The following is a 12,781-nucleotide window of genomic DNA, read 5'->3' as shown; positions in this document are numbered from 1 at the left end:
TTCGGATTCCCGCTCGAGGAGGGGCGCGGGGGCCCACCCTCTCGGTTCCGTGACATGTGACATTCCTGCCCCCTCCTGCGCGTGCGGCCGAGTGTACGGCCCCGGGGGCGAGATGTTGCTGCTTAAACTTAATATTGAGGCATCTCGCCACTCTTACGGGGACAATGCTGTACTATCGGTCGGCTTCATTGCGGTGTGATGCTCAGCATTTGACGTAAATCCGTCTAGAAACGAACAAGAACGATCGGATTTCGTCAACGCCGGGCTATAGGAATCATCGGGAGTTCACTCGGCTGGGGAATGCCCGCCGGAACCTCACGCACCGTGACGCCCGGGGCCGGGGTCAGGTGCCAGCGTGACGACACGGTGGCCAGGGCCGTCAGGATCTCCGCCACCGCGAACGTGTCGCCGATGCACTTGTGCTGACCCGCCCCGAACGGGACGTACCGGTGGTCGCGCGGCCGTTCCCCCGCGTCCTTGCGCCAGCGGTCCGGGTCGAAGACCGTGGGGTCCGGGAAGAGGGCGGGGTCACGGTGCAGCGCGTACGGGCTGTAGGCCAGTTCGGCCCCGGCCGGAATGGCGACCCCGCCGAGCGTGAGCGGGGCGAGGGCGCGCCGGGTGAAGAGCAGGGGCGAATGCAGGCGCAGCGCCTCCTGGAACACGTCGTGCGCGTACGTCAGCCGCGCCAGGTCCTCGGCGCGGACCGGGCCCTCGCCCACCACCTCGTCGACCTCGGCCCGCAGCCGCTCCTGCACCTCGGGGTGCCGGCCGAGTTCGTGGAAGGTCCAGGCCAGGGTGGTCGCCGAGGTCTCCGTACCGGCGAACATGATGGCGATCACCTCGTCGCGCACCTGCTCGGGAGTCATCCCCGCGCCCGTCTCGGCGTCCACGCTCGACAGCAGCAGCGACAGCAGGTCGTGCCGCTCCTCGCCGTCGGACCCGTACTGCGCGATCACCTGGTCGATGATCCCGCGCAGCCGCGCGGCGGCGGAGTCGAACCTCCGGTTGAGCGGAATGGGCAGCCGGTCCAGTGACTTGGGCATGACCGCGCGTACGAGCATGCCCTCCAGGACGATGGGCAGCGAGCGGTGGACCTCCTCCACGGCGGGCCGGCTCAGGTCCCCCGAGAAGATCATCTCGGCGACCGAGGAGAGGGCGTAGCGGCGGGTCTCGGTGACCATCGAGACCTCGCGGCCGGACGTCCACGACGAGGACATCGCCGTGGCCTGGCGGCCCATCACCTCGGCGTACTCGGATATGTGGTTGCGGTGGAAGGCCGGCTGCATCATCCGGCGCTGCTTGCGGTGGAAGTCCCCGTCGGTGGTGACGATGCCGTTGCCGAACATGGGGCGCAGCCGCTCGAAGACCCGGCCGCGCCCGAACCGCTGCGCCTGCTGGACGAGCACGTCGTGGACGTGCTCCGGGCTCGTGAGGACGAACACGGGCCAGGTGCCGATGTCGAGGCGCACGACCTCCCCGTGCTCCCGCAGGGACTCCAGGAAGGCGATCGGCCGCCGCCACAGCTGCACCGCGTGGCCCAGGAGCGGTAACCGCCCCGGAGCCACGGGTGCGGGGACCACAGAGCCGGGCTGCTCCGCCTGTGCCATGGACCGACTCCCTGTCATGCCACCGAGACCAGGCCGGGGCGGGTGTACGCAGACTCCAGCCCGGCCGCGAACCGTTCGTCGCTGTACCGCGTGCACTCGTAACGCTGCCACAGATCCGCGCCGATGATCCAGTCCTCGTAGCTGCGCACGCACCGGGAGACCGCGTCGCGCACCCCGGGATCGGTCTCGCCGCGGGCGTCCAGGGCCTCGGTCAGCAGCCTCTCCCCGGCGAGGTACTCCTCGATCCGGTCCTGGATGCGGACCTCGACCGCCCGGACCGCCGCGGAGAGCGAGCAGCCCTCCCAGGCGGCGATGAGGGAGACGAGGTTGTTGTTGTCCCCGCAGGAGTGCTCCTTGGGGAGGGAGAACACGTCGTTGCCCCAGGAGATGACGTCCAGGGCGCTCGCGACGAGCGCCCGGTACTCGGGCAGGTCGTGGATGCGCTGCGGCACGTCCAGGCCGAGCCCCGCCTCCACCATGTCCATCATCGGCAGTATCTGCGAGCTGTGACGGCGCATCAGGATGTAGTCCCGGACCGACGGGCGGCCCTCGCCCCCGCGGTTGCCGGCCTCCTGGTCCAAGGAACCCAGCATGAGCGGGACATGGGCCCGGTAGCGGGCCGCGGGCCCCTCGGGCATCCCGTCCAGGATCCGGTCGCACACGTCGACGAACCCCTTCACCAGCGGGTTGCGGCGGGCCCGCGCGCCCCCGCCCGATCCCGTCGCCAGGTGCTCGGTTATCGCGTCGGCCACCGGCCGCCAGGCGGCGACCTCACCCGTCCTGATGAGGTGGTCGTGCTGGTCGTCCAGAACGAACGACCACGCCATCCATTCGGCGAGCAGGACGACCGTTTCGTACGGCACCTCACCGCTCACCCGGCCGGCGAGATGACCGAACCCGATGCCCGCGAATTGGTCCACGGCATCGGTGACGAGTTCGTGGCGCACCGCCCATGTGACGGCCTCGGCGTTCGCGCGGGCGGCCAGGGGATGTTTGGAATTCCCGAAGGGAAGGTGAAAATCAGGAACAGAGAAAGAATCGAGCTGGGCCATTGATCCCCCCATGAAAGAGTCCGATTCGCCAATACCCGCTCACCTGAACGATCGCGACGGTCGCGATCGCGTGAAGACACCCCTTCTGCTGCGGCATTGTCGCGGCGACCGGCTGTGGCTGCCGAAATGAACCGGTCATGGAGCGACCAGATCCCGCCGACACACGACCACATCAGGCCACCGTTGAACTAATTAACTCGCAGGTCGCAGCGCACTGTCAATGTAGGACGAGAGGAGAAGATGAATTCATCCGGAAAATACCGAAAGTGTATTCGTGCGGAATATGCGAACGGCATACCCCGCGCCGGGCGGGGCCCGCGGCCTACACTGCGAGTGGACACGGCCGCCCGGGAGAGGTGGGAACGTGATCGGATACCGACCGCCGGATCCGGACGACGACCGGGGGGCGGACGTCCCGGGAACATGCCTGGACGGCTTGCGGGACCGCCTCGACGGGGAGCGGTTCGAGGTCCTCGTCCGCACGGTCCGGTCCGCCTGCGCATTGCCGGAGCAAGGTGACAGGACTGTACTGGAGGTGCCCGGGGACCGCGGACTCGCCCCCGACCTGCAGCGCGAGTACCCCTCCCTCATGGCAGCCATGATCACGGGCCACCTCGACCACCACCTGATCGAGGTCGTCGCCCCCGGCGGCGGCAAGGGCCGGGCGGTCGTGGAGAACACCGTCGACCTCACCGGGAGAGAACCATGAGGATGCTGATCAACACCGCGGACACCGTGGTCGCCGACGCCCTGCGCGGAATGGCGGCCGCACATCCCGAACTGGACGTGGACGTCGAGAACCGGCTCGTCGTACGCCGCGACGCCCGCGAGGGCGGGCGGGTCGGACTGGTGTCCGGCGGCGGCTCCGGGCACGAACCCCTGCACGGCGGCTTCGTCGGGTACGGGATGCTGTCGGCCGCCTGCCCCGGGGAGGTCTTCACCTCGCCGGTGCCGGACCAGATGCTGCGCGCGGCCGGCGCCGTCGACTCCGGGCAGGGCGTGCTGTTCGTCGTGAAGAACTACACCGGCGACGTGCTCAACTTCCGGATGGCCGCGGAACTGGCCGAGGACGACGGCCTGCGGGTCGAACAGGTCCTGGTCGACGACGACGTGGCCGTCACGGACAGCCTCTACACGGCGGGCCGGCGCGGCACCGGTGGCACCCTCTTCGTCGAGAAGATCGCCGGAGCGGCCGCCGAGGAGGGCGCCCCGCTGGACCGGGTCGCGACGATCGCCCGTCAGGTCAACGCGTCCTCGCGCAGCTTCGGAGTGGCGCTCAGCGCCTGCACCACCCCCGCCAAGGGCAGCCCGACCTTCGACCTCCCCGACGGGGAGCTGGAGTTGGGCATCGGCATCCACGGGGAGCCCGGCCGGGAACGGCGCGCGATGATGACCTCCCGGGAGATCGCGGAGTTCGCGGTGGGCGCCGTACTGGAGGACCTGGCGCAGTCGGGCCCGGCGGACGCGCCGGTACTGGCCCTGGTCAACGGGATGGGGGCGACCCCGCTGCTGGAGCTGTACGGGTTCCACGCGGAGGTGGCCCGGGTGCTGGAGGCCCGCGGCGTGCCGGTGGCACGGTCCCTCGTCGGCAACTACGTGACCTCGCTCGACATGGCGGGCTGTTCGGTGACCCTGTGCCGGGCCGACGACGAGCTGCTGCGCCTGTGGGACGCGCCGGTGCAGACCGCCGCGCTGCGCTGGGGCCGCTGAGACGCGGGTGACCGTAGGGTGGCGGTGGGACCGTCCGAGCGGGTGCGAGACGAGGAGATCCGGTGCGTGACGCAGACTTCTTCCGACGCTGGTTGGACGCCGCCGCGGCGTCCGTGGAGCGGGAGGCGGACCGGCTGACGGAGCTGGACTCCCCCATCGGGGACGCCGATCACGGGAGCAACATGCTGCGGGGGTTCGTCGCCGTCCGCGCGGCGCTGGCCGGGGCCGACGCGGCGGCCCCGCCGGGCGCGCTGCTGCAACTGGCCGGGCGGACGCTGATCTCCACCGTCGGCGGCGCCTCCGGTCCGCTGTACGGGACACTGCTGCGCAGCAGTGGCAAGGAGCTCGGGGAGGCCGCCGAGGTCTCCGACGAGCAGGTGCGCGGGGCGCTGGACGCGGGGGTGGGCGCGGTGGCCCGGCTCGGCGGGGCGGCACCGGGCGACAAGACCATGCTGGACGCGCTGGTACCGGGGGTCGCGGCCCTCGCCGCCTCCTACGGCGACGCCGCGGACGCGGCCGAGAACGGCGCGGAGGCGACCACGCCGATGCTCGCGCGCAAGGGCCGGGCCAGTTACCTCGGGGAGCGCAGCATCGGGCACCAGGACCCGGGCGCCACCTCGTCGGCGCTGCTGCTGCGCGCGCTGGCCGACGCCGCCGGGGGCACCGGCGACACGGGCGGTGCGGCATGAGCGGCGGGCCGGTGGTCGGGATCGTGCTGGTCTCCCACAGCGCCGCGGTCGCGGAGTCGGTGGCGGAGCTGGCCCGCGGGCTGGCCGCGGGCGGAGCGGTGGCTCCGGTGGCCCCGGCGGGCGGCGCCGTCGACGGCGGGCTGGGGACGAGCGCGGAGCTGATCCTGGCGGCCGCGGCGTCGGTGGACCAGGGGGCGGGGGTGGCACTCCTGACCGACCTGGGCAGCTCGGTGCTGACGGTCAAGGCCCTGTTGGAGGACGAGGAACTGCCCGCCGGATCCCGGCTGGCGGACGCCCCCTTCCTGGAGGGGGCGGTGGCGGCGGTGGTGGCCGCCTCCGCGGGCGCCCCGCTGGACGCGGTGGTCGCGGCCGCCGCCGAGGCGTACGACTACCGCAAGGCCTGATCCTGCGCGGTCCGCCCCCGGTCCGGACGGGCTCCCGCACGCGCTCCCGCCCCCGAACCGGGCGGGGCGGGGCGGAACCGGGCTCACGGGCGGACCGGGCACGCGCGGAACTCACGCGGACGTCCCCGGGGCCGGCGGACCCGGCCGCCCGGCGGGCCCGCCGAGCCCCGGCCCCGGCCCCGGGGACGCGCTGCCGGGCCCCACCACCGGGTCCGCCGCCGGATGGCTACGGGCGCCCGCGCAGGGTTTCGATCTCGCGGCGCTCGCGCTTGGTCGGGCGGCCCGCCCCGCGGTCGCGGATGCCGACCACGGCCGCCTCCACCGGAGTGGGCGGCGGCGGGCTGTTGTCGATGAAGCACTCCGCCGCGACGGGAGCCCCGACCCGCTTGGTCACCGGCCGCCGAACCACGACGACGCGCTCGCGCCCCGCGTGGTAGAGCCGCACCTCGTCCCCCGCGCGCACGCTCTGCGCGGGCTTCGCGCGCTCCCCGTTGACCTTGACGTGGCCCGCCCGGCAGGCGGTGGCGGCGACCGACCGGGTCTTGGTCAGGCGCACCGACCACATCCAGGCGTCCACCCTCGCCGTACCGCCCGCATCCGTCGAACCCGTCGTCCTCGCGTCTGCATCAGCCATGCCCAGACTTTAGCGATCGGAAGGCCGGGAAGCGGAATGAGATTTGGCGGATAACACAATGGGGATGGCATCTGCGACGGAGATCGCCCCAAACGAATTGCAAATGCGCCAGAAGTGCCCCTACCTTGTCGCCCATGCAGTCCTACACCATCGGACAGGCGGCACGTCTGCTGGGCGTCAGCCCGGACACGGCGCGCCGCTGGGCCGACGCCGGCCGGGTCGCGACCCATCGCGACGAGGGCGGCCGTCGTCTGATCAACGGCCGTGACCTCGCGGTCTTCTCCGTCGAGGTGGGGCAGGGCGCCCACGCCGAGGACGGAGAGCCCTACACCTCCGCGCGCAACGCCTTCCCCGGGATCGTCACCGCCGTCAAACTCGGCGACGTGGCCGCCCAGGTGGAGATCCAGGCCGGTCCCCACCGCCTGGTCTCCCTGCTCACCCGCGAGGCCGTCGAGGAACTGGGTCTGGAGGTCGGCATGCAGGCCACCGCCCGCGTGAAGTCCACCAGCGTGCACATCGACCGCACCTGATCCACGCGCCGCAGCCCATTCCCACCGCTCGTCCCCACCCGCTCCGCCCGTCACCGGCGCGGGTCACCACCACGCGGTCCCGGCACCCGGCCGGCCGCCGACCCGACCGAGGAGCCCGAACCGTGTACCCGACCCTGAACCGCCGCGCGGCCGCAGCCGCGCTGACCGCCGCCCTGCTCGTCCCGCTGTCCGCCTGTGGCAGCGACGCCGAGAAGAAGGACGGCGCCGCAGGCTCCCCGTCCGCCTCGGCCCCGGCCGCGGCCCCGGCCAAGAACGTGAACCTCACCGTCCTCGCCGCCTCCTCCCTCACCGACGTCTTCAAGACCGCCGGTGAGGCGTACCAGAAGTCCCACCCCGGAACGAAGATCACCTTCTCCTTCGCCGGTTCGCAGGAGCTGGCCGCGCAGGTGAAGCAGGGCGCCCCGGCCGATGCCCTGGTCACCGCCGACACCAAGACGATGGACGGCCTCAAGGGCGAGACCAACGACGCCGCGGTCATCGCGAAGAACCGTCTCGTCATCGCGGCGGGCAAGGACAACCCGTTCAAGATCGACGAGCTGAAGGACCTCGCCGACTCCAAGATCAAGGTCGTCCTGGCGGCGCCCGAGGTCCCCGTCGGCCGCTACAGCAAGCAGATCCTCGACGCCCAGAAGATCGAGGTGAAGCCGGTCTCCCAGGAGGCGAACGTCCGCGCCGTCCTCTCCAAGGTCGAGCTGGGCGAGGCCGACGCCGGTCTCGTCTACAAGACGGACTCCGCCAAGTCCGGTGACAAGGTCGTCACCGTCGACATCCCGGACGACCAGAACGCCGTGGCCTCCTACCCGGCCGCGACGCTCAAGCAGTCCAAGAACAGCGAGGCCGCGGCCGCGTTCGTGGCCTGGCTGAGCACCCCGGAGGCCCAGAAGATCCTCCAGGACGCCGGCTTCCAGAAGGCGTAACCGGCCCGACGTTCGAAGGGGCTGCCCGGTCCGGGGGGACGGGCAGCCCCTTGTCCGTGCCCGCAGAAGGCCCCCCGTCCCCGTCCTTTCCCCCCGTCAGGCCTTCCCGCCTCGCGCCGCTTCGACCAGGAACCCGATGAGCAGACTCCGCACCCGCACCCGGCCTCCGCTGGCACTCGCGCTGCCCGCGCTGCTCGCCGTCGCGTTCCTGCTGCTGCCGCTGATCGGGATCCTCTCCCGTACGCAGTGGGGCGAACTCGGTACCCACCTCACCAGCCCCGGCGTCGTCGAGGCGCTGCAGCTGTCGCTGGTGGTGTCGCTGTGGGCGCTCGGCCTCTCCCTGCTGCTCGGCGTGCCGCTCGCCTGGCTGCTGGCCCGGGTCCCCTTCAAGGGCAAGGCCCTGGTGCGCTCGCTGGTGCTGCTGCCCATGGTGCTGCCGCCGACCGTCGGCGGTGTGGCCCTGCTGCTGGGCTTCGGGCGGCGCGGACTCCTCGGCCCCTGGCTGGAGGACACCTTCGGCGTCACCCTGCCGTTCCACACCTCCGGTGCCGTCGTCGCGGCCACGTTCGTGGCGATGCCCTTCCTGGTGATCAGCCTGGAGGGCGCGCTCGGCGGGCTCAAGCAGAGCTACGAGGAGACGGCCGCCTCCCTCGGCGCCCCGCCGGTCCGGGTGTTCTTCACCGTGACCCTGCCCATGGTGGCCCCCGGTCTGGTGGCCGGGGCGGCCCTCACCTGGGCCCGCGCGCTGGGCGAGTTCGGCGCGACCATCACCTTCGCGGGCAACCTGCCCGGCACCACCCAGACGCTTCCCCTCCAGGTGTACCTGCTGCTCCAGGACAAGCCGGAGGCCGCCACCTCGGTGTCGCTGCTGCTGCTCGCCATCGCCATGGGCGTGCTCATCGCCCTGCGCGGACGCTGGACCGCCACCCCGGTCGCCGCGAAGGACGCCGGGGCGGGGCGGCCGGCCGAGGAGCGCGCGCCGTCCGCCCCGGGGCAGGACGCGCCCCCGTCCGACGGATCCGCCGCCGCCGCACCCTCACCCGCTCCCGCTCCCGCTCCCCGCGGTGAGGCCGCGCGGGCCGAGGGCGGCGGATGGCCCCTGCACGCCGAGGTGACCGGCTTCAACGAGCTGACCCTGGACGCCGGACCGGGCACCACCATCGCCGTCGTCGGCGAGAACGGCGCCGGCAAGACCACCCTGCTGCGGGCCCTGCTCGGACTGACCCCGCGCGCCCATGCCCGGCTGCGCCTCGGGGACACCGACGTCACCGCCCTGCCCCCGCACCGGCGCCAGGTGGCCTGGGTGCCGCAGGACGGGGCGCTGTTCCCCCATCTGACGGCCCTCGCCAACACCGCGTACGGGCTGCGCGCCCGCGGGGCCGGCCGCGCCGCGGCCCGCCGCGAGGCGCAGGCCTGGCTGGACCGGCTCGGCGTCGGCCACCTCGCCCGGCGCAAGCCGGCCCAGCTGTCCGGGGGGCAGGCCCAGCGGGTGGCCCTCGCGCGGGCGCTCGCCGCCCGTCCCCGGCTGCTGCTGCTCGACGAGCCCCTCGCCGCCCTCGACCAGACCACCCGGGCCCACGTGCGGCACACCCTGCGCGCGCACCTGGCGGGCTTCGACGGTGTCTGTCTGATCGTCACCCACGATCCCGTGGAGGCGGTGTCGCTGGCCGACCGGGTCCTCGTCCTCTCCGACGGGCGCACCCTGCAGGACGGGGCCCCGGCCGAGGTGACCCGCCGGCCGCGCTCGCCCTGGGTGGCCCGGATGCTGGGCCGCAACGCCTGGCCCGGCACCGCCTCCGCCGACGGGCTCGCGCTCGGCCCGGGCGGGCGGCTCGTGGTGGCGGAGGCCCTGCCCGAAGGGGCGGAGGCGCTGGCGATCATCGCACCGGAGGCGGTGTCGGTACACCGGGAGCGCCCCGGCGGCAGTCCGCGCAACGTCTGGCCCGGCACCATACGGGAGATCACCGCGGTCGGCAGCCGGCTGCGCGTCCTCGTGGGGTCCGCCGAGGTCCCCGACCTGGTCGCGGAGGTCACTCCGGAGGCGGCCGCCGAACTGGGTCTGGCCGACGGCACCGCGGTCTGGACGAGCGTGAAGGCGACCGAGGTCACCCTCGTACGCCTGTAGGGACGGCCCGCCCCGCGTCCTCGCGCATCCCTTTGGACGCGGGAGACGGGCTGACATATGTTCGACCCTGCCCGGCCGGCCCGTCAGCGGGCCGGCCCGCTCCTGCCGTTGCCGTCCGTACCCGTGGGGGGTCCTCCGTCATGTCCTTCAGCGCGCCCGGCTCGCCGCCGCCCCCGCCTCCGCCGGGGCAGCCGCCGTACGGGGCCGCCCCACGACCGGAGTACCCCGGGCCACCGGGACCGGCGTTCCCCTCCCCGTCCTACCCGGCCCCTGCCCACCCCGCCTACCCCACCCCGCAGCCGGCCGCCCCCGTGCTGCGTTCCCCGCGGGGCCTCGCGACGGCCGTGACGGTGCTGCTCTGCGCGGCGGCCGTCGCCGCCCTGCTGGGGTGCGTCGCCGACCTGTACACGTGGTCGCTGATGAAGGACGTACAGGCCGATCCCTTCGCGGTGCAGCAGCACACCCTCGAAGGCGCGGACCTGCTCACCACCCTCACCGGCGGCTTCCAGGGCCTGACGCTGCTGGCCACGGCGGTCGTCTTCGTCATCTGGTTCCACCGGGTGCGGACCAACGGCGGGATCTTCAACCCGGGTGCCTTCACCCGGTCCGCGGGCTGGGCCGTGGGGGCCTGGTTCATCCCCTTCGGCAACCTCTTCCTCCCCTACCGGGTCGCGGCGCAGACCTGGGCGGCGAGCGTGCAGCTGGGCCCGGACGGCTCCTTCCGGCGGGTCTCCACGGTGCCGCTGACCTCGTGGTGGATCCTCTGGGTCCTCTCCCGGGTCCTCGACACGACGGCCACGCTGCTCGGCAGCCGGGCGGACACCCCGCAGGCCCTGCGCACCGCGTCCGCCCTGGGCGCGTTCGCCGGTCTGACCACCGTGGCCGCGGCCGGGCTGGGCATCGTCTTCGTGCTCAGGCTGACGGCCCTGCAGAACGTGAAGGCCGTGCAGGGGCCGTACGCCGCCGCCTGAGCCGGACCGCCTCGGGACGGGCGCCGTCAGCGCCCGTCCCCCCGCGGAACGGCGAACTCGCACCACACGCACTTCCCGCCGCCCCGGGGCTCCACGCCCCAGCCCTCCGCGAGCCGTTCCACCAGCATCAGGCCGCGGCCCGACACCGCCCAGTCGTCGGCCTCGCGGCGGCGCGGCAGGGCGCTGCTGAAGTCCTCGACCTCGATCCGGATCCGGCCCTCGGCCGTCAGCCGCAGACTGACCAGGCCGCCGCCGTCGGTGTGCACGAGGGCGTTGGTCATCAGCTCGTCCGCCACCAGCTCGATCTCGTCGGCGCGCTCCCGGGCCCCCCAGGCGGCCACCGCCGCCCGGATCAGGTGACGGCCCATCACCAGGCTGTCGGGATCCCCGGGAACGAGGCGCTGGTGCAACGGGCCGCCACCGCGCGGGGCGGGGGTGCCGCGCCGGCGCAGCAGGAGCAGGGCCATGTCGTCCCCGCCGCCCGCGTCCCCGACGAGGTCGCACAGGACGTCGGCCAGTTCCTCGACGTCGACGGGACCGTCGCGGGCCGCCTCCATGAACTCCCGCATCCCGGTCTCCAGGTCACCGCCGGACCGTTCGAGCAGCCCGTCGGTGCAGAGCAGCAGGGTGTCCCCGGGGTGCAGTTCCAGGCTGGTGACCGGGTAGCCGGAGCCGGTGCCCGCCTGCTCGCGCGGGGGCAGGCCGAGCGGCAGCCCGCCCGCCACCTGGACGCGGTGGCAGGTGCCGTCGCCGCGCCGGACGACCGGGTCCAGGTGGCCGGCCCGGACCAGGTGGAGGGTTCCGGTGTTCAGGTCCACCTCGGCATAGGTGCAGGTGGCGAAGCGTTCGGTGGCCAGGTCCCGCAGGAAGGCGGAGGCGCGCGCCATCGCCGTACCGGGGGTGTGGCCCTCCATGACGTAGGCGCGGAACACGATCCGGAGCTGGCCCATGACGGCCGCCGCGTCCGTGTCGTGGCCCTCGACGTCGCCGATCATCACCCCGACCCGGCCGCCGCCGAGCGGGACCACGTCGTACCAGTCGCCGCCGATGTCGCGCCCCATCCGCGCCGCCCGGTACCGGACGGCGATCAGCGCGCCCGGCACGTCCGGGATGCGGCGGGGCAGCATGGCCCGCTGGAGGCCTTCGGCGAGGTCGTGCTCCTGCTCGAAGAGGATCGCCCGCTGGAGGCTCTGCGCGATGCCGCTGCCGAGGGCGACCAGGACGTTGCGCTCCTCCGCGGTGAAGTCCCCTTCCCGCTGGTACAGCAGGCCGAGGGCGCCGACGGGCCGCCCCTGGGCGATCAGCGGGAGGTAGACGCCGCTGCGCACGGCGAGCGGCTCGATGTACGGCCACAGTCGCGGATAGCCGCGCTGGAACTGCTCCCGCGAGGCGATGAAAACCGGCTGCAGGGTCCGTACGGCCTCGCTCATGGGGAACTGCGCGTCGATCCGCGTGTACTCGATCTCGGGGACGTACGAGCCGAGCTGCCCTTCGGCGACCAGGTGGATGCGGGCGCCGTCGACGATCCCGAGCATGACGCTGACGGCGCCGAGGTGGCCGAGGGCCTCGGGGTCCTTGAGGACGTCGGTCACGTCGTTGACGGTGCGGGCGTGCGCGAGGATCGCGGTGGTCCGCTCGACGACCCCGGTCATCCGCCGGCGTCCCTCGTCCCCGTTCCCGGAGGCGCCCGGCTCGTTGGGGTCCGCGGCGGCGTCGCGGAGGATGCCGATGATCCGGTACGGGCGGCCCCGCGGATCCCGCAGGACGTGCCCCTGGACGTGGGTCCACGCGGTGCCGCCGTCGTGGCGCAGGGTGCGGAAGTAGGCCCCGTAGTGGCTGCGCCCGTCCCGCAGGGCGTTCTCGACGCGGTGCTCCAACCGGGCCCTCTCGTCGGGCAGGACGCGGGCGAGCAGTGCCTCGGGCGTTCCGGCGAACTCCTCGGCGGGCAGGTCGAGGACCTCCAGAGCGGTGGCGTCCAGATGCATGCGGCCGCTTTCGAGGTCCCAGTCGAAGGTGCCCATGCGATTGAGCGCGAGGCTCAGATCCGGCCGCGCGGGCCAGTCGACCTCGTGGGTCCGTCCCCGCTGGTCCATGCAGCCAGGGTCTCACTGTCCCCCGTCC

General features: G+C 73.2%; 12 protein-coding genes. 8 read left to right on the top strand and 4 right to left on the bottom strand.

From position 1 onward, the window contains the following. Positions 1-254: 254 nt before the first annotated feature. Together ACZ5D2_RS14490 and ACZ5D2_RS14485 are read right to left on the bottom strand one after the other, a co-directional pair. A complete protein-coding gene (locus tag ACZ5D2_RS14490; RefSeq protein ID WP_371680083.1) occupies positions 255-1,607 on the bottom strand; it encodes a cytochrome P450 in 1,353 nt (450 codons plus the stop codon). 14 nt (positions 1,608-1,621) lie between these two features. Further along, positions 1,622-2,554 carry a terpene synthase family protein gene (locus tag ACZ5D2_RS14485; protein WP_468929272.1) on the bottom strand — a complete coding sequence of 311 codons (933 nt, stop codon included), beginning with the start codon at positions 2,552-2,554 and terminating at the stop codon, positions 1,622-1,624. Between the two features lie 469 nt (positions 2,555-3,023). Here ACZ5D2_RS14485 and ACZ5D2_RS14480 point away from each other — a divergent pair, with 469 nt between their 5' ends. The 4 genes from ACZ5D2_RS14480 (at position 3,024) to ACZ5D2_RS14465 (ending at position 5,462) form a co-directional block, all read left to right on the top strand. Continuing rightward, positions 3,024-3,368 (top strand): hypothetical protein, encoded by a 345-nt coding sequence (locus tag ACZ5D2_RS14480; RefSeq protein ID WP_468929269.1) that lies wholly within the window; start codon positions 3,024-3,026, stop codon positions 3,366-3,368. Next, positions 3,365-4,369 carry a dihydroxyacetone kinase subunit DhaK gene (dhaK, locus tag ACZ5D2_RS14475; protein WP_468929266.1) on the top strand — a complete coding sequence of 335 codons (1,005 nt, stop codon included), beginning with the start codon at positions 3,365-3,367 and terminating at the stop codon, positions 4,367-4,369. Before ACZ5D2_RS14480 ends, dhaK begins: the two co-directional genes overlap by 4 nt. Positions 4,370-4,431: 62 nt before the next feature. Continuing rightward, positions 4,432-5,058: a dihydroxyacetone kinase subunit DhaL gene (gene dhaL / locus ACZ5D2_RS14470; RefSeq protein WP_371680079.1), complete on the top strand. Its 627-nt coding sequence runs from the start codon at positions 4,432-4,434 to the stop codon at positions 5,056-5,058. Continuing rightward, positions 5,055-5,462, top strand: coding sequence for a PTS-dependent dihydroxyacetone kinase phosphotransferase subunit DhaM (locus ACZ5D2_RS14465; RefSeq protein ID WP_371680078.1), 408 nt, complete (start codon positions 5,055-5,057; stop codon positions 5,460-5,462). Before dhaL ends, ACZ5D2_RS14465 begins: the two co-directional genes overlap by 4 nt. 226 nt (positions 5,463-5,688) lie before the next feature. Here the strand turns inward: ACZ5D2_RS14465 and ACZ5D2_RS14460 are convergent, their stop codons facing one another. After that, entirely contained in the window at positions 5,689-6,096 is a 408-nt protein-coding gene (locus ACZ5D2_RS14460; RefSeq protein ID WP_356210172.1) for an RNA-binding S4 domain-containing protein, read from the bottom strand. Positions 6,097-6,230: 134 nt separating this feature from the next. On the opposite strand from ACZ5D2_RS14460, the gene ACZ5D2_RS14455 reads away from it, so the two are divergent. From ACZ5D2_RS14455 to ACZ5D2_RS14440, 4 genes are all read left to right on the top strand, one after another. After that, positions 6,231-6,626: a TOBE domain-containing protein gene (locus ACZ5D2_RS14455; RefSeq protein ID WP_371680077.1), complete on the top strand. Its 396-nt coding sequence runs from the start codon at positions 6,231-6,233 to the stop codon at positions 6,624-6,626. 122 nt (positions 6,627-6,748) lie between these two features. Beyond that, positions 6,749-7,564, top strand: coding sequence for a molybdate ABC transporter substrate-binding protein (gene modA / locus ACZ5D2_RS14450; RefSeq protein ID WP_371680076.1), 816 nt, complete (start codon positions 6,749-6,751; stop codon positions 7,562-7,564). A 136-nt stretch (positions 7,565-7,700) separates the two neighbouring features. Next, positions 7,701-9,689 carry an ABC transporter permease gene (locus ACZ5D2_RS14445; RefSeq protein WP_468929259.1) on the top strand — a complete coding sequence of 663 codons (1,989 nt, stop codon included), beginning with the start codon at positions 7,701-7,703 and terminating at the stop codon, positions 9,687-9,689. A 140-nt stretch (positions 9,690-9,829) separates the two neighbouring features. Further along, the gene (locus ACZ5D2_RS14440; RefSeq protein WP_371680074.1) at positions 9,830-10,660 is read left to right on the top strand and encodes a DUF4328 domain-containing protein; all 831 of its coding nucleotides are present in this window, start codon (positions 9,830-9,832) and stop codon (positions 10,658-10,660) included. 26 nt (positions 10,661-10,686) lie between these two features. Here ACZ5D2_RS14440 and ACZ5D2_RS14435 read toward each other — a convergent pair whose 3' ends face one another. After that, complete coding sequence (locus tag ACZ5D2_RS14435; RefSeq protein ID WP_468929255.1) at positions 10,687-12,753, bottom strand: SpoIIE family protein phosphatase; 2,067 nt, start codon at positions 12,751-12,753, stop codon at positions 10,687-10,689. Positions 12,754-12,781: the final 28 nt, after the last annotated feature.

This window comes from Streptomyces sp. NPDC031479 (assembly GCF_055581065.1).
The sequence above is the reverse complement of the archived record's forward strand: the minus strand, read 5'-3'. Positions and strand labels throughout refer to the sequence as shown.

Coding starts and splice junctions, on each gene's coding strand:
- ACZ5D2_RS14440 (WP_371680074.1), top strand. CDS start 9,830: ATGTCCTTCAGCGCGCCCGGCTCGCCGCCGCCCCCGCCTCCGCCGGGG.
- ACZ5D2_RS14460 (WP_356210172.1), bottom strand. CDS start 6,096: ATGGCTGATGCAGACGCGAGGACGACGGGTTCGACGGATGCGGGCGGT.
- ACZ5D2_RS14435 (WP_468929255.1), bottom strand. CDS start 12,753: ATGGACCAGCGGGGACGGACCCACGAGGTCGACTGGCCCGCGCGGCCG.
- ACZ5D2_RS14445 (WP_468929259.1), top strand. CDS start 7,701: ATGAGCAGACTCCGCACCCGCACCCGGCCTCCGCTGGCACTCGCGCTG.
- ACZ5D2_RS14455 (WP_371680077.1), top strand. CDS start 6,231: ATGCAGTCCTACACCATCGGACAGGCGGCACGTCTGCTGGGCGTCAGC.
- ACZ5D2_RS14490 (WP_371680083.1), bottom strand. CDS start 1,607: ATGGCACAGGCGGAGCAGCCCGGCTCTGTGGTCCCCGCACCCGTGGCT.
- dhaK (WP_468929266.1), top strand. CDS start 3,365: ATGAGGATGCTGATCAACACCGCGGACACCGTGGTCGCCGACGCCCTG.
- ACZ5D2_RS14465 (WP_371680078.1), top strand. CDS start 5,055: ATGAGCGGCGGGCCGGTGGTCGGGATCGTGCTGGTCTCCCACAGCGCC.